The organism is Pseudomonas sp. GM24 (assembly GCF_000282235.1).
Taxonomy (GTDB): Bacteria; Pseudomonadota; Gammaproteobacteria; order Pseudomonadales; family Pseudomonadaceae; genus Aquipseudomonas.
Window position 1 is genome coordinate 1 of the sequence record NZ_AKJR01000202.1, and the last position, 20,416, is coordinate 20,416.

The 20,416-nt window shown below is 58.3% G+C and carries 18 protein-coding genes; 14 read left to right on the forward strand and 4 right to left on the reverse strand.

Annotation, left to right across the window (positions count from 1 at the left end; translation table 11 throughout):
- Nucleotides 1-167 precede the first annotated feature (167 nt).
- On the reverse strand, nucleotides 168-1,094 hold the full coding sequence (tal, locus tag PMI23_RS21730) for a transaldolase (protein WP_007910528.1): 927 nt from the start codon (nucleotides 1,092-1,094) through the stop codon (nucleotides 168-170).
- Between the two features lie 202 nt (nucleotides 1,095-1,296).
- Nucleotides 1,297-2,253 (reverse strand): hypothetical protein, encoded by a 957-nt coding sequence (locus PMI23_RS21735; protein ID WP_007910530.1) that lies wholly within the window; start codon nucleotides 2,251-2,253, stop codon nucleotides 1,297-1,299.
- Between the two features lie 294 nt (nucleotides 2,254-2,547).
- Between PMI23_RS21735 and PMI23_RS21740 the strand changes: the two genes are divergently transcribed.
- The 8 genes from PMI23_RS21740 to PMI23_RS21775 all read left to right on the forward strand — a co-directional run bounded on the left by PMI23_RS21740 (nucleotide 2,548) and on the right by PMI23_RS21775 (nucleotide 12,316).
- A complete protein-coding gene (locus tag PMI23_RS21740; RefSeq protein WP_007910532.1) occupies nucleotides 2,548-2,988 on the forward strand; it encodes a low molecular weight protein-tyrosine-phosphatase in 441 nt (146 codons plus the stop codon).
- Nucleotides 2,989-3,027: 39 nt separating this feature from the next.
- The gene (locus PMI23_RS21745; RefSeq protein WP_007910534.1) at nucleotides 3,028-5,256 is read left to right on the forward strand and encodes a polysaccharide biosynthesis tyrosine autokinase; all 2,229 of its coding nucleotides are present in this window, start codon (nucleotides 3,028-3,030) and stop codon (nucleotides 5,254-5,256) included.
- Nucleotides 5,257-5,296: 40 nt separating this feature from the next.
- A complete protein-coding gene (locus PMI23_RS21750) occupies nucleotides 5,297-6,379 on the forward strand; it encodes a glycosyltransferase family 4 protein (RefSeq protein ID WP_007910536.1) in 1,083 nt (360 codons plus the stop codon).
- Between the two features lie 15 nt (nucleotides 6,380-6,394).
- Entirely contained in the window at nucleotides 6,395-7,507 is a 1,113-nt protein-coding gene (locus tag PMI23_RS21755; protein ID WP_007910538.1) for a polysaccharide pyruvyl transferase family protein, read from the forward strand.
- Complete coding sequence (locus PMI23_RS21760) at nucleotides 7,504-8,736, forward strand: polysaccharide biosynthesis C-terminal domain-containing protein (RefSeq protein ID WP_007910540.1); 1,233 nt, start codon at nucleotides 7,504-7,506, stop codon at nucleotides 8,734-8,736. The genes PMI23_RS21755 and PMI23_RS21760 overlap by 4 nt, the downstream gene beginning before the upstream one ends.
- Nucleotides 8,727-9,830 (forward strand): hypothetical protein, encoded by a 1,104-nt coding sequence (locus tag PMI23_RS21765; protein WP_007910541.1) that lies wholly within the window; start codon nucleotides 8,727-8,729, stop codon nucleotides 9,828-9,830. Before PMI23_RS21760 ends, PMI23_RS21765 begins: the two co-directional genes overlap by 10 nt.
- A gap of 12 nt (nucleotides 9,831-9,842) precedes the next feature.
- The gene (locus tag PMI23_RS21770; protein ID WP_007910542.1) at nucleotides 9,843-10,892 is read left to right on the forward strand and encodes an acyltransferase family protein; all 1,050 of its coding nucleotides are present in this window, start codon (nucleotides 9,843-9,845) and stop codon (nucleotides 10,890-10,892) included.
- Nucleotides 10,893-11,185: 293 nt separating this feature from the next.
- On the forward strand, nucleotides 11,186-12,316 hold the full coding sequence (locus tag PMI23_RS21775; protein WP_007910544.1) for an SGNH/GDSL hydrolase family protein: 1,131 nt from the start codon (nucleotides 11,186-11,188) through the stop codon (nucleotides 12,314-12,316).
- 142 nt (nucleotides 12,317-12,458) lie between these two features.
- Here PMI23_RS21775 and PMI23_RS21780 read toward each other — a convergent pair whose 3' ends face one another.
- Nucleotides 12,459-12,863, reverse strand: a complete 405-nt coding sequence (locus tag PMI23_RS21780; protein WP_007910546.1) for a hypothetical protein — start codon at nucleotides 12,861-12,863, stop codon at nucleotides 12,459-12,461.
- Nucleotides 12,864-12,892: 29 nt separating this feature from the next.
- A complete protein-coding gene (gene galU, locus PMI23_RS21785; RefSeq protein ID WP_007910549.1) occupies nucleotides 12,893-13,726 on the reverse strand; it encodes a UTP--glucose-1-phosphate uridylyltransferase GalU in 834 nt (277 codons plus the stop codon).
- 392 nt (nucleotides 13,727-14,118) lie between these two features.
- On the opposite strand from galU, the gene galE reads away from it, so the two are divergent.
- The 6 genes from galE to PMI23_RS21815 all read left to right on the forward strand — a co-directional run bounded on the left by galE (nucleotide 14,119) and on the right by PMI23_RS21815 (nucleotide 20,318).
- The gene (gene galE, locus PMI23_RS21790) at nucleotides 14,119-15,135 is read left to right on the forward strand and encodes a UDP-glucose 4-epimerase GalE (protein WP_007910551.1); all 1,017 of its coding nucleotides are present in this window, start codon (nucleotides 14,119-14,121) and stop codon (nucleotides 15,133-15,135) included.
- 230 nt (nucleotides 15,136-15,365) lie between these two features.
- Nucleotides 15,366-15,602 (forward strand): hypothetical protein, encoded by a 237-nt coding sequence (locus PMI23_RS21795; RefSeq protein ID WP_007910552.1) that lies wholly within the window; start codon nucleotides 15,366-15,368, stop codon nucleotides 15,600-15,602.
- Nucleotides 15,603-15,746: 144 nt separating this feature from the next.
- Nucleotides 15,747-16,808: a polysaccharide biosynthesis/export family protein gene (locus PMI23_RS21800; protein WP_042705001.1), complete on the forward strand. Its 1,062-nt coding sequence runs from the start codon at nucleotides 15,747-15,749 to the stop codon at nucleotides 16,806-16,808.
- Nucleotides 16,809-16,819: 11 nt separating this feature from the next.
- A complete protein-coding gene (locus tag PMI23_RS21805; RefSeq protein WP_007910554.1) occupies nucleotides 16,820-17,485 on the forward strand; it encodes a YjbF family lipoprotein in 666 nt (221 codons plus the stop codon).
- The gene (locus tag PMI23_RS21810; protein ID WP_007910555.1) at nucleotides 17,485-18,243 is read left to right on the forward strand and encodes a capsule biosynthesis GfcC family protein; all 759 of its coding nucleotides are present in this window, start codon (nucleotides 17,485-17,487) and stop codon (nucleotides 18,241-18,243) included. The genes PMI23_RS21805 and PMI23_RS21810 overlap by 1 nt, the downstream gene beginning before the upstream one ends.
- Nucleotides 18,240-20,318, forward strand: a complete 2,079-nt coding sequence (locus PMI23_RS21815) for a YjbH domain-containing protein (protein WP_007910557.1) — start codon at nucleotides 18,240-18,242, stop codon at nucleotides 20,316-20,318. The genes PMI23_RS21810 and PMI23_RS21815 overlap by 4 nt, the downstream gene beginning before the upstream one ends.
- The last annotated feature ends 98 nt before the right edge of the window (nucleotides 20,319-20,416 follow it).

The following is a 20,416-nucleotide window of genomic DNA, read 5'->3' on the forward strand; positions in this document are numbered from 1 at the left end:
CTCCTACAGGGTTCTTCATTCGACACACAATCGCGATCAAACCACAGATCCCCTGTAGGAGTGAGCCTGCTCGCGATAGCTCTCGCAAGAACACTGATGTAATCCAGCGCACACAAAAAAGGGCGAACCTGTGAAGGTTCGCCCTTTTTGCATTTCACCCACTCAAATCACAGCTTGGCCTGCAACAGCGCCTCAAGCTTCTCCTGGTCGCGAGCAAACTGACGAATGCCCTCTGCCAGTTTCTCGGTGGCCATCGCGTCTTCGTTGGACAACCAGCGGAACTGCGCTTCATTGAGGCTCAGACGGGCTTCACCGGCGTTGCCTGGGGCCAGTTTGCGCTCCAGCTTGCCGGTATCGGCCGCCAGCTTGTCGATCAGGTCCGGGCTGATGGTCAGGCGGTCGCAGCCGGCCAGTTGCTCGATCTGATTGAGGTTACGGAAGCTCGCGCCCATGACCACAGTTTTGTAGTCATTGGACTTGTAGTAATTGTAGATGCGGGTAACCGACTGCACGCCCGGATCATCGGCGCCGGTGTAGTCGTTGCCATTGGCCTTCTTGTACCAGTCGTAGATGCGGCCCACGAATGGCGAAATCAGGAACACACCCGCGTCGGCGCACGCGGCAGCCTGTGCGAAGGAGAACAGCAGGGTCAGGTTGGTCTGAATGCCTTCCTTTTCCAATACTTCGGCGGCGCGGATGCCTTCCCAGGTCGAGGCGATCTTGATCAGTACGCGATCACGACCGATACCGGCCTTGTCGTACAGCTCGATCAAGCGATGTGCGCGTTTCAGCACGGCATCCTTGTCGAACGACAGGCGCGCATCCACTTCGGTGGAAATACGGCCCGGGATCACTTTGAGAATTTCCTGACCCACCGCGACGCCGAAACGGTCACTGGCCAGGCCGACATCGCCCTTGCAGTCGCTGACGCAGGCGTTCAGCAGCTCGGCGTAGGCCGGAATGGCCGCCGCTTTGAGCAGCAGGGAAGGGTTGGTGGTGGCGTCGACCGGTTTGACTCGGGCGATCGCTTCGAAGTCGCCGGTGTCGGCAACCACGGTGGTGAATTGTTTGAGTTGTTCCAGCTTGGAAGTCATGGGCGTGCTCTGTCCTATGGGTCTGATGACATTACCCGAGCGCTGACGGCCACTCAAGGGTAGGTGCGTGTATCGATGGCCCCTGCGGCAACAACCTGAAAACAATTGTTTGAAAGGCGGGGCGCGGTATCGATGAATACGATGCCAAAACGGCCAACAGGTTCAAAGCAACCGACCTGCGTACAGATCGGTTGCTCAGGAACTACCCGGCGTTCAACAGGGCTTCGACCGACATGCGCGCCGGTTTCGGCTGGCCGTCAGAAGTCAGCAGGCCGAAGTTCTTCTCGCGATCGTTACTGCCGGAATCGCTGTTCTTCCATTCGTAGATGGAGGTCAGCGGGATATTGAGTTTTTTAACATCGCCAATAAACGCGTTGATCTTGCTCGCTTGTCCTTCAGGCCCGCCATTGGAGGTGAGCGCCGAAATCCCCCATTCACTGATGATCCCCGGCAGATGGAAGTTTTGCTGAATGAAGTTTTGCGCGTTGCTGATCTGCGTGGCGGTCATGCCGTAGGGGTGATAGGACACCGCGCTCAGGCATTTGGGATATTCGCTGACGATGCGGTTCAGCGCCACGGTTGAAGCCGAGCCGGCGCTAGGTGGGCGGGCGAAGCCGTAGCCGATCACCGGTGTCGATGGCGGTTGCGCCTGCAACGCCTTGCACACGCCGCTCATGTACGGCACAAACGTCGTGTCGAACTTGCCTGTCGGCCAGTAGGTTTCCAGATCGGGTTCATTCCATAGCTCGATCGCCACCAGTTGCTTGCCGTACGACTGTTGCAGCCCTGTCACGGCGTTGCCGAAGCCTTCACCGGCGGAGGTCAGCTCTGCGCTCGATGTGGCCGGCAACGGCTTGATCGCGCGGACCGTCAGTAACACCGGCAGGCTCGCCGATTGCGCCACCGCAAAGGCGTCGCTGACCTGTTTCTGATAAGCCTTGGCCGTCAGGCTGTCGCTCCACACACCGAAGCGGACAAACCCGAAGCCAGCCGATTTGATCTGCGCGGCGTCGGCGGCCGTGAAGTTCTGGATCTTTACTTGTACGCCGATGTTCTTGGCCGGAAGGTTGGGAAACAGCTCGCTGGCGTGAAGCTGGGTCGTAGCCCCCGCCATCATTAACGCCAAAGCGCCGAGTTCTTTGAGAGGTGTTGATTTCATGTCTGTTCTCCCGAAGAGAAGTGACAACTGCGAATAAATGATCTCGTTTCACAATTTTCGAGTGAGGTAATGGCACTTAGTGCACGAATGTTATTTTTTGTCGGAAAACAATCACTCGAAAATCACAGTTATTTTTAGTCCGCTAATTGTGGTTGGGGGGCTTTTAAACGCTGTGGTACTTAATACTTCGGTACTAACAGGGCGAATCTATTTCTGAGTGCAGGAAGATCTTGAGGGTTCATTCAATTGCTCTCGAGATGTTGGCCGTTTGACATTACACAGGAAAGTAAAACCTTGTTCAGAAAGATCCTTGTCGTTTGCGTGGGCAATATATGCCGTAGTCCGACGGCAGAACTGATGCTGCGTAACGCGCTGGCCCCTTCAGCGATCACCGTCTCCTCCGCAGGCCTGTCGGCGCGGGTTGGCGAAGGTGTCGAAGCTTCCGCCCGGCAAGTGCTGGAAGATCATGGGCATAGCGCCGAAGGCTTCAGGGCACGGCAACTGACCGCCGACATCGTCAATGAATCAGACCTGATTCTGGTCATGGAAAAACAGCATGTTAATCAAGTACTGAAGATTGCCTCTCACGCCAGAGGCAAAGTGTTTCTGCTCGGCAAGTGGCAGAGCGAGCGCGAAATACAAGACCCGTATCGTCAAGGCAAGGCCGCTTTTATTCATGCCCATGCATTGATTGAAGATGCTGTTAGCTCATGGGCGCAACGCCTCGCGCGTTGATAAATATTCTTCAGATCAATGAATGGTAAGAACAGACTTATGCAGTTACCGTCCGTCATCGGCACCCGCGACAATGATCAAGACAGTATTGATCTTCTCGGCATATTCGGCAGTTTGATCGACCAGAAATGGTTGATCGGCGCGCTCACCGGCGCCTTTATGGTCACCGGTGTGGCCTATGCAGTGTTGGCCACGCCCGTGTACCTGGCGAATGCGCTGGTGCAGGTCGAGCCGAAAAAGAACGACATGCTCGGGTTTTCCGACCTCAATAGCATGCTCGGCGGGCAATCACCGTCGGTGACCGAAATCGGCATCATCAAATCCCGCGCGGTGATCGGCAAAACCGTCGACGACTTGCGCCTGGATATCGATGTCACCCCCAACACCTTCCCGATGATTGGCGGCTTTCTCGCCCGGCGTTATCGCGGCGAGACTGAGACCAGCGTCGCTGCGCCGCGTTTCGGTTTGACCAGCTACGCCTGGGGTGGTGAACGCCTGGAGTTTGCCCGGCTCAATCTGCCGAAAGAACTGCTGGGCAAGAAACTCACCCTGATTGCTGGCGAACAAAAGCGCTTCCAGTTGCTCGATGACAACGACAACCTGCTGGTAGAAGGCACGGCGGGCGAAGCCTTCGCGCAGGATGGCGTAGAAGGGCAGATCACGCAGTTGTTGGCGAATCCCGGTACGCGTTTCGAGGTGGTGCGCAACCCGCGAATCGTGACCATTCAAGGCTATCAGGACGCGCTGGACATCTCCGAGCAGGGCAAGGAATCGGGGATTATCAAACTGGCGCTGGCCAGCAGCGACGCCGCTGAAGCGGTGAAGATCCTCAACAAGATTGCTGCGCTGTACGTCGATCAGAACGTGCGCCGCACCTCGGCGGAAGCGGCGCAAAGTCTGGCTTTCCTGCAAAGCCAGTTGCCGCAGGTCAAGCGTGATCTGGCCAAGGCCAGCGATGCGTTGAACGCCTACCAGACCCACGGCAAGACCGTGAACATCTCGCTGGAAACCCAATCGGTGCTCGGTCAGTCGGTAGCGCTGGAAACGCGGATCTCCGAGCTGAAAATGCAGCAGGCGGAGATGGATCGCAAGTTCACCAAACAGCACCCGGCCTATCGCGCGTTGATGAGCCAGATTGGCGAACTGACCCAGCAACAGAAATCGCTGGAAGGCAAGGTCGGCGATCTGCCCGCGACACAGCAGGAATTGCTCAACCTGACCCGCGATGTCGAAGTGGCCTCGCAGATCTACACGCAGTTGCTGAACAAATCCCAAGAGCTGGACATCGTCCGTGCCGGCGCGGTGGGTAACGTGCGGCTGGTCGACGCGGCGGATGTCGACCTGACCAGTCCGGTCAAACCGAAAAAAGCTCTGATCGTTATCATCGCCACCTTCCTCGGTGCCTTCGTTGGTGTGGCGCTGGTGCTGCTGCGTAAATCCCTGAGCCGTGGTCTGGAAGGCCCTGAGGCCATCGAGCAACTCGGTTTGCCGGTGTACGCGTCGATTCCGTACAGCGCCTTGCAGGATGAAGAAGACAACAAAAAAGGCCGCGCCCGCGACGGTGTCGACAAACCGGCGTACCTGCTGGCCCTGCGTAACCCGACGGATCTGTCGATCGAATCGATTCGCAGCCTGCGCACCTGCCTGCACTTCGCCGGGCTCGATTCGACCAACAACCGCATCATGATTTCCGGGCCGAGCCCGCAGGTCGGCAAGACCTTCGTCTCGTCCAACCTCGCCGCCGTCATGGCCCTGAGCGGCCAGCGCGTGGTGCTGATCGATGCCGACATGCGCAAAGGACACCTGCACAAAACCCTCAACACGCCGATCACCAACGGCTTGTCCGACCTGCTGGTCAAGCGCTGCAGTATCGATCAGGCGATCAACAAAATCGAAGTCGACAACCTGCACTTCATCAGTCGTGGTCAGGTGCCACCGAATCCTTCCGAACTGTTGATGCACGCCAACTTCCGCGAGCTGCTGGCGGAACTGAGCGAGCGCTACGACCTGGTGATCATCGATACGCCGCCGCTGCTGGCGGTGACCGATGCGGCCATCGTTGGCCGTGAAGCCGGGATCAGCCTGATCGTCACGCGCTTCGGGGTGAACCCGGCCAAAGAGATCGAACTGACCATTCGCCGCTTCGCGCAGAACGGCATCGAGCTCAAAGGCGCGGTGTTCAACGGCGTCGAGAAGCGCGCCGCCAGCTACTACGGCAACGGCGGCTACGGCTATTACAACTACGAATACGCGTCCGACAAATCCTGACTGTCAGCGACTGTTTTTTCCTGTTTGAAGTGGGTGATTTGTGAAAAAAATACTGCACGTGGCAGAGACGATCAAAGGTGGCGTCGCGACCGTTATCCGCACGATTTCGGCTTCGCCGGAAGGCGACGCGGCGAACTACGAGCTGGTGTATCTGGTCCCGGAGGATCAGGCCAAAGAGTTGCACGGCATCGGTGCGCAACAGATCCGCACCTTCCCGCGCACCGGGCGCAATGTACCGTCGTTGCTGCGTTTCGCCTGGCGCCTGACCCAGGTCATGCTCAAGGAAAAACCCGACGTGGTGCATTTGCACAGCACCTTTTCCGGGGTGATCGGTCGTTGCGTGTGTGTGCTGCTGCGACCGTGGCGCAAGCCGAAAATCGTCTACTGCCCGCACGCGTTTTCGTTCCTGATGGAAAGCTCGCCGACCAAGCAGAAAGTCTATGCGTGGATCGAGCGAGTACTGCAGAAAGTCACCGACGTGATCATTTGCGTCAGTCAGTACGAACTCGACAAAGCCGCACGCTTCGGCATCGAGCGCAAGCGCATGACGCTGATCTACAACGGCATTCACCGCAAGGATGACGCGCCGAAAGCGGCGAGTCCCGAGCCGATTCATCTGCTCTTTGTCGGTCGTCTCGATTACCAGAAAGGCTTCGACGTGTTGCTCAAGGCCTTCGCCAATGTGCAGCGCAAAGACTTGAAGCTGACCGTGGTCGGCAGCGCGGTGAACGAGGACGCGGTGGAGTGCCCGCCGATGGACTCTGTTGAATACCTGCCATGGGTCACGCCGAGCGAAGTGCAGGCGCTGTATCAGCAAGCCGATGCGCTGATTGTGCCGAGTCGCTGGGAAGGTTTCGCCATGGTGCCGCTGGAAGGCATGGCCATGGGCTTGCCGGTGATCGCCAGCAACTGCACGTCGCTGCCTGAACTGGTCACCAATGAAGTCTCCGGTTATGTCTTCCCGTCCGGTGATCACCAGGCGCTGGCCGATGTCCTGACGATCATCCAGAAGCCGCGCCTGCTCGACCTCGGCAACCAAGGTCGGAGCATCGTCCGCGAGCGTTTCAGTGCCGCGTTGATGATTCGCCAGACCTACGACCTGTATCGCGCTCCCACTTTTTAAGTAGAACTCAAGCATATGAACGTAACGATTTTGCATGGCTACAGTGCGTCCAACTCCGGTGACGGTCTGCTCGTCGATCTGGCCATCGCGCTGGTGCAGCGCAACTTTGGTGAAGACACCGCGATCAGTGTCGTGGCCTCCGATCCGGACTCTTTCAGCTACTTGCCGCACCCGCGTTTCGACGCGCCGGTGATGGCGGCCAAAGGTTTGGGCCGGGTCAAGCAAGCGGTGTTCCTTAATCAGTCCTACGCCGGGCTGGCGGATCTGTTGAAGAAAACCGACCTGATCGTCGGTGTCGGCGGCGGCTACATGCGCTCGAAAAGTGCTTTCGAACACATCAAGCTGAAACTCGGCCACGCCAAACAACTGGAAACCGCGATCCTCAGCAAAGTGCCGTCGGTGTACCTGCCGCAAAGCATTGGCCCGTTCCACGGTGAGAGCAGCAAGATCGTCGAGCACTACGCCAGTGCTGATGCGGTGTTCGTCCGCGACAATCGCTCTTCGGCGATTTTCGATGCCTGCGCCAACGTCTACCGCGCGCCGGATCTGGCCGTGCAGTCGTTGGCGAGCAAAATCCTCCAGCAAGCAAAATTCACCCGCTGCGCGTCTTCGCCAGCCACCGTGTGCGTGGTACTGCGCAAGCCGCCGGAGTGGAGCAAGGAAAAGAAAGTCGCTTACGTGGCCAATCTGAAGTTGCTGCTGCAGCGTTTGAAGAACAAAAGCAAAGTGGTTTGCGCCGTACAGAGCGCGGTACGCGGTAACGATGACGGCGCGTTCTATCGCGAGCTGGGCATCAGCGAAGATTTGCTGTCGTTGAAGGCGACGATTGCCAAATATCAGCCGGATCTGGTGATTTCCGTGCGCTTGCACGGCGCCATCGAATCGCTGCTCTCCGGCGTGCCGGCGTACCACATCAGCTATGAACGCAAAGGCTTTGGCGCCTATCAGGACATGGGTGTCGAGGATTGGGTGATCAACGGCGGCGACATCAATGTCGACACCATCATCGACACGGTTTACGCGCCGAATGCGCTGTCGAATTTCGGCAAACGCCTGACCGACACCTGCCGTGAAATCGAAGCGAAAACCGTGGCCATGGACGACATCATCAAGGGTGTCGTTCGATGATATTTCGGCTGCTGCTTCGCGGCGGAGCGTTAGGCGCGAAGTTTTTGCTGGTGTTGGCGATCACCCATTACCTCGGTTATGAGGCGCTGGGCTTTTACGGTGTGGTGGTCGCGGCGTCGCTGATTGCGTCGAAGTTCTACAGCGTCGGTTTCAGTTCCGAGATCAATCGCTTGATCAGCGTCGGCGGCAGTTCGCGCCGCGTGGTCGACAAAGTCCTGCTGCTGTATCTGGCAGTGGGGCTGGTGCTGTCAGTGGTAACGGTGTTGATTTATTCGCTGTTCCAGACAGTCGAAGCGACCGCCACGCTGATTCTCTGCGTGACCTTGGTGTTGCTCACTGAGCACCTGTCGTTCGAGATCAACTCGTTCGTGTTTTCCGCGCAGAAAGCCACGGCCGGCGCGCTGCTGTTTTTCATCAAGACCGGCCTGTGGGCGGTGTTGGCGGTAGGCGGGATGATGCTCGGTTGGGTCTCGGGAATCGCCAGCGTGTTGTGGCTGTGGGTCGCCGCCAACGTGCTGGTGATCATCGCCGGATACTTGATCGTGGTGAACGTTCATCACGGCCGAGAAGCCGGGACACTGGCCACCGCCACCGTGTGGAAAGCGGGACTACCGTTTTACCTCGGCACCGGGTTGATCGCCTTGAGTCAGTACGCCGAGCGGTTTCTGATCGCCGACCTCGAACCGTACGCCAGACTGGGTCAATACGTGTACGCGTGGTCGGCGGCGAACACCTTGCAGGCATTGTCTTACGCGGTGGTGGCGGTGGTCGGGATTCCGCTGTTGGCCAAGCGTTTTCAGGCGGATCAACAGCCGTTCACGGTCAAGCAACTGTTCATCAACAAGTGGGTCATGCGCTCGCTGGTGGTGTCGGCGGCGGTGGCGGTGGCGATCTATGTGTTTTTCAACGTGGTTCTCGATTACGTCGCTACCAGCGTGCCGCGCCCGGATAACGGCATTCTTGGCGTGCTGATTTTTTCCTTCGCCTTACGGGCGATTGGCGACATTGTCTGGGGCGGTTTGATTGCCTCGAAAAACAGTCGGGTGTCGCTGGCCAGTGCGGCGATTTGCCTGCTGGTGTCAGTGCCGGTCAGCTATCTGCTGATCAAGCATTATTCGATTTACGGCGCGGCGTGGGGCAATGTCTTCGCGATCATCGTGCAGCTTGTGGTGATTGCTGTGCTGACCCGTGCGACCCAGGCGAAAAAGGCCGCATTGTCATGGGCCTGAAGCTGCCGTGCATCGAGTTTCGTGGCAAGCGACTCGATTCGTATGTGTCGTTCCTGATCCTCTTCACCGGGCTGTTTCTGTCAGTGGCCATGCCGCTGCTGATCCCGCGTGATCCGGGTCCGGATGCGATGACCTTGTGGTCGTCCTACGCGCGTGCCGACAACTGCAACTTCTGGAACCCGTTCTCGCCGGATCGCTCGTCCTACGAGTGTTCGGCGTTCCTGCTGCGGCCCACCGGGATCAACCTGACCAATGCCTGGGCCTACGGCATGTTCTGTAATTTTTTCCTCACGGCGATTCCGGTGGTGGTGTTTCGGCGCATGCCGTTGGCGATCTTCGGCACCCTGTGTCTGTGGGGGATTGTGCGCTCGTTTTTCCTGGAGAACCTGACCAAGGAAATCATTGTGTCGGTGGCGGTGTTGAGCATTCTGCTCAGCTCGCTGACGCGCAAATACCGCGGCGGGTTTTTTCTCTCGGCAGTGATCTACGGCGTGCTGATCCGGCCTTACTGGATTCTGTTTTCGCTGTCGTGGGTCGGCGTCTGCGTGATGAAAAAGTACGTGTCGCGCACGACCTTCTTCCTGATGTTGTTCCTGTTCTACCTCGCTGTGGCGATGTCGATCCAGATCGCCCTGGGCTTTCCGGTGTCATCGATTCGCGCCAGTAACAACGAGTTGCGCACAGCGGGCGAGGAGGGCTCGAAATCGTTGATCGTGTCGTGGCTCAGCGGCAGCGACTTCGTTTCGCAGGCGCTGGACTCGATGATCATCTTCTTCCGACTGTCGTTTCCGGTGGAGCTGATTCTGCTCTCGGGGCCGGGGCAGGTGATCTTCGTGGCGCTGATGATCATGACCGCGTTGCTGCTGTTCAAAGTCATCACCTCGACTGATTACAAAGGCGCGCCGATCCAGACCAAACCCAAGGAACTGATCGCGATCCCGCTGGCGTTTCTGCTGGTGCAAGGCCTGTTCGAGCCGGACTTCGGCTCCTTCGCCCGGCACTTCTCGATGGTGGTGCCGGTGTTGTTCGTGGGCCTTGGCTTGATGCTGCGGGCGAACAAACCGGTGCAGGTTGAATCACGAATTCTGAATTGAGGCAGGTGCTTTATGTCGAGCAAGAAAAAGTCCCTGGAGATTGAAACCCTGCGCGGGCTGGCGTGCCTGTTGCTGGTGCTCTATCACGTCATCGGACCGCTGGGCGGCGGGCTGAAGATCGATATCGGCTCGCCGTTCCGGGTGATCGCCGATTCGATGGTGTACGTGCGTATGCCGCTGTTCACGTTTATTTCCGGGTACATCTATTCGATCTACAAAATTCGCGGCAATGACTTTTCCGCGTTCTTCAGCGGCAAGGTGCGCCGCTTGATCGTGCCGCTGTTTTGTGTCGGTGTGCCGTTCTCGGTGTTGCAGGCGGTGGGGCCGGGGGTGAACAAGGATGTCGGGGTGATCGACGCGTTGTTGTCGTTCTGGGTGCCGATCAACCACTTCTGGTTCCTGCAGGCGGTGTTCATCATTTTCATGTTCGTCGGGCTGCTGGAGTGGCGCGGGATGTTGCGTTCGGCGACGCGCTTGTATGGGCTGTTTGCGTTTGCGGCGCTGTTGTTTCTGCTGCCGCCGTTCAAGTTCGATGCGTTCGGAATTAACGGCGCGATTTATCTGCTGCCGTTTTTTGTCGCGGGGATGATTGGCCAGGAGAATGTCGACGCGCTGAAACAGCGCTTCAAGGTGATCGGGCCGCTGGTGTTTGTACTGATCTCGTTGACGCTGTTGTATGTGGCGGCGATTGATCGCGAGTTGATTGTTGATCGTCGCAGTTTGATCGGTCTGACTGTCGGCTGTGTGTCGTGCATCGCGTTGTTGTCGAGTGATATGCGCTCGAAGGCGCTGACCTGGCTCGGTGGTTATTCCTACGCGATCTTCCTGTTTCATGTGCTGTTCGCGGCGACGTCGCGGTTTGTGCTGGGGCGGTTGGGGGTGAAGGATGAGAGCTTGCTGGTGCTGGGTGGTTTGAGTTGTGGCTTGCTCGGGCCGGTGGTGTTGTCGATGGTTTTCAGCCGGTTCAATTTCACTTCGGTGTTGTTTCTTGGCGAGCGCGCGGCGAAGAAGAAACCCTTGGTGCCTGCCACCCCGGTGGTGCAGACCCAATCATCCCTGTAAGTCACACCATCCCTGTGGGAGCTGGCTTGCCAGCGATAGGGTCGGGTCAGATACAAATTTGTTGCCTGACCCACCGCTATCGCTGGCAAGCCAGCTCCCACAGGATTTCTCGGTGTACACAGATTTAGCGGGTGACCGCGATAAATGTAGGCCTTCGCCTGCTCGCGATAGCGTTGTGTCAGTCAATGCATTTGTATTGGATGGACCGCAATCGCGAGCAGGCTCACTCCTACAGTTGATCTCTGTACACCCAAGCATCCAGTGGGCCATTTCAGACTGAAGGAAAATTTTGCATGGTGGCAGTAGATGATGCGCAACACGTCGCAGAGTCGGTGGTTCAGGTGGGCGATGCCCGCGAGCGATTCGCGCAGTGGCGTGAAGGCAAGGCCGGCAAGGTGTTGTCAGTCTCGGTAATCGGTGACAGCTACACTGCCGGGCAGGATTTCTACCTGAACAAACTGGTGCAACGCGTGGCCGGGGAGGTCGGTTTTGCCGGGCCCGGTTACGTCGGTTTCAACCACGGTGCCGCGCTGGGCGGCACGCATTTCAAATACACCCGCAGCAGTGACAAGTACTTTGGCGGCGACTGGAAGGTTTCAGACCTGGGCCAGGCGAGCCCGGACAGTCGCACGGTAACAGGCCGGCCCGGCGCTTGGCTGCAAGTGGATGCCAACCCGACGCCGCGCATCGATACGGCGGTTACTCAGGCGAAATTGCTTTACCTGGGCACTGGCGAATCCTCCGAGATCCGTTACCGCTGGTCACCTTCAGAAGATTGGCAGCCCATGACGCTGACAGGCGCGGGGGTTCAGGAAGTGCCATTGGCAGGCCTGTCTGCAGCGAAAGACTGGTCCTTCAAACTGGAAGTGGTGAAGGGCGCACCGACGTTGTTCGGCCTGTGGATGAGCAACGATCAGAACGGCGTGCGGGTCTCGAAACTGGCGGCCTCCGGCGCGGCTTCTGCGGACTTCTATCACAAGGATCCGCAATGGCAGGTGCAGTGGAAAGCTGCCGTGTCGAAGATCCCCGCTGATGTTTACCTGATCATGCTCGGTGGCAACGATCAGGGCTTCGGCGTTAAACCCGCGCAGTACTTGCAGAATGTTCAGGGGCTGGTGGGCATGCTGCGTGAGATTCAACCGCAGGCGAGCATCAACCTGATCATGCGTCAGGACACCACGCGCTCCAGTGCTTACCCGATGTCAGCGTATGCGCAGGTGCTTGAGCCGTGGGCGCGGGAGCAGCATCTGGGGTACGCCAACCTGCAATGCGCGTTCGGGCCGGACGTCAAACGCTACGCGGCGGCGATGATTGGCCCGGACAAGATTCATCCGGTACCGGCCACAGGCGGGAAAGTGATTGCCGATTACTTTTATGGCTGGATCATGGGCGCCAAGGATCGTTGCGACGCCGCCCCGAAATAACACGCAAACCTCAGAGCGGTGATCGTTCCCACGCTCCGCGTGGGAATGCCGCCCGGGACGCTCCGCGTCCCCTCGCTGTGTGACGCAGAGCGTCACTGGATGCATTCCCACGCAGAGCGTGGGAACGATCAGGTGAGAGGAGTTATTCTAAGGCGTCGACCTGCTCGAGCAACTCCGCAATCTTCTGTGGCATCAACCGTGTATCACAACGGGTTTCCACGTTGATGATGATCGCCGGGTCGTTACAGCAAATCCGCACGCGAAAGCGCCAGTCGCTGAAGATCACCTTCAGCCCATCACGGTCATCCATCTCCAGCGCCTGCTCGCCGTACAGCTTTTTCAAATGCGCGAGCAGCGGATAGGGATCGCGCATCGGCCGGCGGATATCCCCGGACGCGGGAAACACGCCAATCCGCTCCACCAGCAGAATCGTGCCCAGCCAGGACTCGTTGGCGCTGGGCAACGGCTGATGGCGTGACAGCCAGCTCATCACCCCGAGGTTACCCACCTCGCGTTCAATCTCTACGGAATGTTGTGCAATGTTCATGGTGGCCTCGTTGAGTGATGGGAGCCGTCTCAGCGGCCCTTGAGATAGACGTTTTCGTAGCAGAAATTGGTCGCCTGCAAGTAGCCCTCGGCGTCACCGCAGTCAAAGCGCAGGCCTTTGAACTTGTAGGCCAGCACGCAGCCGTTCTGCGCTTGCTTCATCAGCGCGTCGGTGATCTGGATTTCGCCGCCCTTGCCCGGTTGGGTGTCGGCGATCAGGTCGAAAATGTCCGGTGTGAGGATGTAGCGGCCGATGATCGCCAGGTTCGACGGCGCGTCTTGCGGGGCCGGTTTTTCCACCATGTTGTTGACCCGGTAGATGCCGTCGGACATCAGCTCGCCGGCGATCACCCCGTACTTGTGGGTCTGGTCGGCCGGGACTTCCTGGATGGCGACGATCGAGCAGCGGAACTTCTTGTACAGCTCAATCATCTGCGTGAGTACGCCGTCACCTTCGAGGTTAAGGCACAGGTCATCGGCCAGCACCACGGCGAAGGGTTCGTCGCCGATCAGCGGACGACCGCTGAGAATCGCGTGGCCCAGGCCCTTCATTTCCACCTGACGGGTGTAGGAGAAGGTGCAGGTGTCGATCAGCTCACGGGTGCCGGCGAGGAACTTCTCTTTCTCGGTGCCGCGGATCTGGTGTTCGAGTTCGTAGCTGATGTCGAAATGGTCTTCCAGCGCACGCTTGCCGCGACCGGTGACGATGGCCATGTGTTGCAGGCCGGCGTCCCGTGCTTCTTCAACGGCGTATTCGATCAACGGCTTGTTGACGATTGGCAGCATCTCTTTAGGCATGGCTTTGGTGGCCGGCAAGAAACGCGTGCCGTAGCCGGCAGCGGGGAACAAACATTTACGAATCATAAAAGTATCCTGGACAGTCATGGAACACAGGCGACAGATGCGCGCACTAATAAAGGGCGTACAAGTTTCAATGTTGGATTGAAGGCTTACTTTAATACCTGAGTCAGGTTATTAATGGCAAATGCTCGTGACGGTAAAACACGACAATGTTATGAGATGTCGGTAAGTGCCTTATTAGTTATTTTTAGTCGGTATCTGTTGATAGTGATGAGTGCACAGGGAGTGCTAATAAGTAGCGGGCAATACAGTGTGACCTGCAAAAATATTTATTGCCAGTCATTGAACTAGTTTTGTTTTCGGTTGTTGTCGCCTTGTTTGTGTGGATTGTGACACATCTTCAATGAATCAGGCTTGACACGCTACTTGTCACTCATTCAAAGACGGATCGCGCTATGAAGATTCTGGTAACGGGTGGCGCCGGCTATATCGGCTCGCACACCACACTTGCTCTACTTGAAGCAGGTTATGAAGTTGTCGTACTGGATAACCTTTGTAACAGCAGCGAAGCATCGTTGCACGCGGTTGAGGGCATTTGCGGCAAGAGTGCCTGGATGATCCGCGGCGATGTCTGTGACCGGGCACTGCTCGACCGGATTTTCCGTGAGCACAACATCGACGCGGTGCTGCATTTTGCCGGCCTGAAAGCGGTCGGCGAAAGCGTGCGCAAACCGCTTGAGTACTACGAGACCAACGTCAGCGGCAGCATTAATCTGTGCCAGGCGATGGCGGCAGCGGGGGTGTTTCGGCTGGTGTTCAGCTCGTCGGCCACGGTGTATGGCGAGCCTGAGCAGATGCCGATCCGCGAGGATTTCCCCACTGGTAATCCGACCAATCCTTACGGCCAGTCCAAGCTGATCGTCGAGAACGTGCTGCGTGACCTGAGCCTGGCCGAGCCGCGCTGGAGCATCGCTTTGCTGCGCTACTTCAACCCGATCGGCGCCCACGCCAGCGGCCATATGGGCGAAGACCCCAACGGCATCCCGAATAATCTGGTGCCGTACATCAGTCAGGTGGCGGTCGGCAGCCTGCAAGAGTTGTCGATCTTCGGCAACGATTACCCGACTGTCGACGGTACTGGCGTGCGCGATTACATCCACGTCGTTGATCTGGCGGACGGCCACTTGAAGGCGTTGCAGTCGATCTCCGGACGCACCGGCATTCATACCTGGAACCTTGGCACGGGCGATGGCTACAGCGTGCTGCAAGTGCTCCAAGCGTTTGAACAGGCCTGCGGGCAACCGGTGCCTTACCGGATGATGCCGCGCCGTTCCGGGGATATCGCCGAGAGTTGGGCCGACGCCTCCAAGGCTGCGAAGGAACTTGGCTGGAAAGCCACGCGCAACTTGCAGGATATGGTCACTGACACTTGGCGCTGGCAATCGAACCATCCTAAAGGCTACTTGGGATGATGGCCATTTAACTCAATGTTATTTTCAGTCAGGTTGTTAGATAACGTCGGGAAATTACACTGGCAATGCCTTTTGCAAGTCCGTAGATATAAACCTGCCGTTCGACTTTTATCAGTTGGGTAAGACTGTGAAAGAACGACGGATCATGTTCGCGCTTTTTGCGGACTTGAACTCACCACCGCTAACTCAGGCCGGTTTTTTAACAGGTCGAATGTTAGAAAGGAGTTGATATGAAAAAAGTGATGGCAGTTGCCCTGTTGACGATGTTGAGCAACTGGGCTGCCGCCGCTGAAGCACCGCTGACAGCGGTAACCAATGTAGGTGGCAACGTGGCGGCTTCTCAAGCGCCCGCAGCCAGTACTGCAATGGTTGCCAGTGCTGTAGCGGCGTCTAACAGCGGTGGCAGTGCCAACGGCGGTACCACCGGTACGACGGGTACCACCGGTACCACCGGCACGCATAACTAACAGGAAGTTCTGTTAGTGCAGTACAAGGTCGCCCGACGCAAGTCGGGTGACTTTGTTTTTGGATTCGCCCTTGAATAGCGTAGTGCCATTATGACTCGTAGTGTTTATCTTTTAATGTTGGCAAGTCTCGCTTTGCAAGGTTGCATGTTTTCCCCCGGTCAATACCTCAGCACCGGCAGCATCACCCGCCAGGGCGCCAGCGAAAGCAGCCGGGTCGAGCTGATTCCGATCACGCCCAAGCTGATCGCCATGAACCGTGCCACGCAAAAGCGTGAGTCGCTGCCGCCGGAGTTGTTGGCGACCCCGGCCGAATACCGCATCGGCAACAACGATGTCCTGTACATCACCGTGTGGGATCACCCCGAGCTGACGGCCCCGTCCGGCGCGCAACAACAGATCGATGCCAACGGCCGTCTGGTGCGCTCCGATGGCACGCTCTATTACCCGTTCATCAAGGAAGTCCAGGCCACCGGCCGGACCATCCAGCAACTGCGCTCGGACATTGAACAGCGGCTGTCGGCATTCATTGCCGAGCCGCAGGTGGATGTCGCGGTGTTGCGTTTTGCCAGCCAGAAAGTCGTGGTCACTGGCGCGGTGGCCAAGGCCGGCCCGCAAGCGATTTCGACCAATCCGCTGAGCGTGGTCGAAGCCCTCGGTTCCGCCGGCATCGATACCAACAATGCCGATTTGTCTGGGCTGTTGCTGACCCGCAACGGCCGCACGTATCCGCTCAACCTCGACTCGCTCAATCAGCAGGATTCCGAGTTGCAGAACGTCTTCCTCAAGGGCGGCGATCAGCTGTATCTGCCGTACAACGACAACAAGCGCATCTACGTGATGGGCGAGGTCAACCAGCCGCGCGCGTTGAGTTTCAAGACCGCGACGATGAACCTCACCGATGTGCTCGGTTCGGTCGGCGGCTTGAGCCAGACCACCTCCAACGGCAACGCGGTGTACGTCATTCGTGGCGTGGAAAACCTCGATGTCGAGCCGGCGAAGATCTACCAGTTGGAAGCTGAATCGCCGACTGCCATGGCGCTCGCTTCGCACTTCGAAGTCCGCCCGCAGGACGTGGTGTATGTCGGGCCTGCCAACGTGACTCGCTGGAACCGTCTGATCAGCCAACTGGTGCCGTCGGCATCGATTGTCGGCACTGGCGCTTCCGCTGCGAAGAACTGGAGCGAATACAGTAACAACAGCAAATAAGGTCGCCGACTTTGAATATTTTGAAAGTTGGCCTGTGCCTGATGGCGGCCTCGTTGTTGTGCGGCTGTAACCCGCTGATGAGCGCTTCGTTGAATAACCTTAAAGCGGCAGTCGTCGGCCCGGATGAGGTCGACGTGTCGGCGGCTGAAGTGGCCGGGGTCAATTATCCGCAAATGAAACTGACCACGCCGTCCGGTTCCGGGGTGCTGGCGCTGGTGCGCGAGCGCGAAGACCTGCAGTTCTGGGTCGCCTCGGGCAAACAGGTTCTGCTGCTGCGCAATGGCCTCGCCGTGCGCAGCATCGGCCTGGGGCTGGAAGGCGATCTCGATGGCACGCGGCTGGCCGATGACTCGCCGTTCAAACAAGGTCTGCATCACGTCGCCGACGGTTTCACCACGCGGCGCTGGATCGACCTCTACAAGGGCCAGGAAGTCGGGGTGATCGTCAACAGCCGCTTCTCCCGTCGCTCGGAACAGACCCTGCAGATTCTCGACAAGGAATACACCGTGCTGCGTGTCGATGAGCAGATTGATGCCCCGGCCATCGGCCTGAGCGCGACCAATCGTTACTGGGTCGATCCGCGTGACGGTTTCATTTTGCAGAGCGAGCAGCAACTGACCTCGCAGTTACGCGTCAAGGTTGTGCAACTGACCCCTGATCGCAGGCACCTGCCGTGATGCGCCTGAAAATATTATCGGCGAGCTTGTTGCTGGTCGCGAGTGTGAGTCAGGCGGCCGTCACGGTGTCGGGCGATGTCGCCAATCCCGGGCCGGTCGCGTTACCAGCCGGCGGGCGCTTGCTCGATGTGATCAGCGAAGCCGTGCCGAATGCCGAAGGTTATTGGCTGGCGGGCGGGTTGCTGCGTCAGTCGCTGATCGAGGAGCAAACGCGGCTGAAGGTCGGCGTGTTGTTTGACCTGGATGTGCTGCAACGCATGTCGATGCTGTTCGATCTGCCGAGTCGGGCGGCGCTGGCGCAGCGTATTGCCGAAGAAGTGCGGCGGATGCCGGTGACCGGACGGCAGATTGCCGATCTCGATCCGGTGGCGCTGGAAGTCGGCTTCGCGCGCAACATTCGCCTCGATGACGGCGATCGTCTGGTTTATCCGCAACGCGTCGACGAAGTGCAAGTGTTGGGCGCAGTCGCCGAGCCGTGTCACTTGCCGTATCAGCCGTTGCAGGAGGCCCGTGAGTATCTGCAAGACTGCTCGATTCTGGCCGATGCCGAAGCCGATTACCTGTGGTTGATCCAGCCCAACGGCGTGTCGCGGCGCGTCGGCATTGCCCACTGGAATCGCGAGTCCGGGCAGTTTCCGGTGGCCGGCAGCAAGATTCTGGTGCCGTTGAAAAATGATGATCTTGATCCGCCTATCCCTGAGCTGAATCAGCAGTTGGCTGAATTTATTGCCACGCAGCTGGCCGAGGTGGTTCGTTGAAGTTACGTTTTGCAGCTGTGTTGTTATTGCCGTGTGGTTTGGCTCATGCAGAGCCGCGCATTACCCAGAATGACTTCGGTGGCACCGGTCTGTTGCAGACGCCGACCGCGCGCATGGCCCCGGCCGGCGAGTTGAGCGTCAACGCCAACCGCACCGATCCGTACAGTCGCTACAGCGTGTCGTTGCAGCCGCTGGACTGGCTCGAAGGCTCGTTTCGCTACACCGCGATCACCAACCGGCCGTACGGCTCGGAGGCCCTCAGCGGTAGTCAAAGCTATAAGGACAAGGCGGTCGACGTCAAAGTCCGGCTGTGGCAGGAAAGCCACTGGCTGCCCGATGTGGCGCTGGGCTTCCGAGACGTCGGCGGTACGGGTTTGTTCTCCAGTGAATTTTTCGTTGCCAACAAGCGCTACGACAACTTCGATTTCAGCGCCGGGATCGCCTGGGGTTACCTGGGTAATCGCGGCGATATCGACAACCCGTTGGGCTACGTCAGCGATCGCTTCGATACCCGACCGGCCCTTGAAGGCACTGGTGACGTCAACTCGGGTTCGTACTTTCGTGGCCGGCCGTCGTTCTTCGGTGGTGTGAGCTATCAGACGCCGTGGGATCGCCTCAGCCTGAAACTCGAATTTGAAGGCAACGACTACAAGCACGAGCCGAAGGACAACGAGATCAAACAGGACTCGCCGATCAACCTTGGCGCAGTGTTCAAGGTGACTGATTCGGTCGATGTCAGTGCGGCGTGGGAGCGCGGTAATACGGCGATGTTTGGCGTGACTTTCCACACCAATTTCGTCAGCCGCAAGGCACCGGCGAAGACTTACGATCCGACCCCGGAACCGCTGCCGGCGAAGGCACCGACCACGGCGATGGATCAGGTCAACTGGGCCAACGTCTCGCAGCGTTTGCAGCAGAACGCCGGCTACAAGGTCGAGCGCATTGCCCAGCGTGATTCCGAACTGATTGTGTATGGCGAGCAGCAGCGTTACTTCCATTCGTCCAAGGCTGTCGGGCGGGCGAGCCGGATTCTCGACAACAGCGTTAACGACGACATCGACTGGTTCACCGTGGTCAACAAGCGCTACGACTTGCCGCTGGAAGAAACCAGCGTGCCGCGCCAGACCTTCCGCGAAGTGATCAACAACGAGGAGCCTTTGCAGTCGTTGCACCGCACCACCGAGATCAACCCGGCGATGCCGCACAACGAGAAAACTCTCTACACCGAAGCGCCGCAGCATTTCAGTTATGGCGTGGGGTTGGGCTTCAAGCAGAACGTTGGTGGTCCGGATGGCTTGCTCTATCAATTGAGCGCCGATGCCGACGCCGAATACCGCTTCAATCGCAACACCTGGTGGAGCGGCTTGCTCAGTGCCAACCTGGCCAACAACTTCGACAAATTCACCTACGACGCGCCGAGCGGCTTGCCGCGTGTGCGCACGGATTTGCGTCAGTACCTGACCACGTCCAACACGACCATGCCGTTGTTCCAGGTCAGCCATGCCGAGCAGTTGGATAAAGACTGGTACGGCATGGTGTATGGCGGTTATCTGGAGTCGATGTTTGCCGGTGTCGGCGGTGAGGTGTTGTTCCGGCCGACCGGTGAGCGCTGGTCGGTGGGCGCGGATCTGAACTGGGTGCGTCAGCGTGATTTCGATCAAGGCTTTGCCTTGCGTGATTACTCGGTGGTGACCGGGCATGTCACGGCGTATACCGATTTGCCGTTCGATACGTTGGCGGCGGTTAGTGTTGGGCGTTATCTGGCCGGAGACTGGGGCGGCACGCTGGACATCTCGCGCGAGTTTTTCAATGGCGTGCGTTTTGGCGCGTGGGCGACGATCACCACGGCGGGCAGCGCGGAATATGGCGAAGGTAGTTTCGACAAAGGCATCTACCTGTCGATCCCGTTCGACGAAATGATGAGCATGTCGACCATGCGCCGCGCCAACCTGGTCTGGGCCCCACTGACCCGTGACGGTGGTGCGCGACTGAATCGCGGCTACCAACTGCACTCGATGACCGATAGCCGGGAAGGGGATATGTTTTATCGGAATTTCGAGAAGATTACCGAGTAAGCGCAGATATCCGAAACACCTCTGAAACCTGTGGGAGCTGGCTTGCCAGCGATGAGGTCGGCACATTCAAGATTGATATTGGCTGACCCACCGCCATC

What these genes read in the sequence shown, in the direction of transcription:
- tal (WP_007910528.1), bottom strand. Translation starts at nt 1,094, where the DNA reads ATGACTTCCAAGCTGGAACAACTCAAACAATTCACCACCGTGGTTGCC.
- PMI23_RS21775 (WP_007910544.1), top strand. Translation starts at nt 11,186, where the DNA reads ATGGTGGCAGTAGATGATGCGCAACACGTCGCAGAGTCGGTGGTTCAG.
- galE (WP_007910551.1), top strand. Translation starts at nt 14,119, where the DNA reads ATGAAGATTCTGGTAACGGGTGGCGCCGGCTATATCGGCTCGCACACC.
- PMI23_RS21770 (WP_007910542.1), top strand. Translation starts at nt 9,843, where the DNA reads ATGTCGAGCAAGAAAAAGTCCCTGGAGATTGAAACCCTGCGCGGGCTG.
- PMI23_RS21800 (WP_042705001.1), top strand. Translation starts at nt 15,747, where the DNA reads ATGTTTTCCCCCGGTCAATACCTCAGCACCGGCAGCATCACCCGCCAG.
- PMI23_RS21765 (WP_007910541.1), top strand. Translation starts at nt 8,727, where the DNA reads ATGGGCCTGAAGCTGCCGTGCATCGAGTTTCGTGGCAAGCGACTCGAT.
- PMI23_RS21795 (WP_007910552.1), top strand. Translation starts at nt 15,366, where the DNA reads ATGAAAAAAGTGATGGCAGTTGCCCTGTTGACGATGTTGAGCAACTGG.
- PMI23_RS21755 (WP_007910538.1), top strand. Translation starts at nt 6,395, where the DNA reads ATGAACGTAACGATTTTGCATGGCTACAGTGCGTCCAACTCCGGTGAC.
- galU (WP_007910549.1), bottom strand. Translation starts at nt 13,726, where the DNA reads ATGATTCGTAAATGTTTGTTCCCCGCTGCCGGCTACGGCACGCGTTTC.
- PMI23_RS21760 (WP_007910540.1), top strand. Translation starts at nt 7,504, where the DNA reads ATGATATTTCGGCTGCTGCTTCGCGGCGGAGCGTTAGGCGCGAAGTTT.
- PMI23_RS21745 (WP_007910534.1), top strand. Translation starts at nt 3,028, where the DNA reads ATGCAGTTACCGTCCGTCATCGGCACCCGCGACAATGATCAAGACAGT.
- PMI23_RS21735 (WP_007910530.1), bottom strand. Translation starts at nt 2,253, where the DNA reads ATGAAATCAACACCTCTCAAAGAACTCGGCGCTTTGGCGTTAATGATG.
- PMI23_RS21780 (WP_007910546.1), bottom strand. Translation starts at nt 12,863, where the DNA reads ATGAACATTGCACAACATTCCGTAGAGATTGAACGCGAGGTGGGTAAC.
- PMI23_RS21810 (WP_007910555.1), top strand. Translation starts at nt 17,485, where the DNA reads ATGCGCCTGAAAATATTATCGGCGAGCTTGTTGCTGGTCGCGAGTGTG.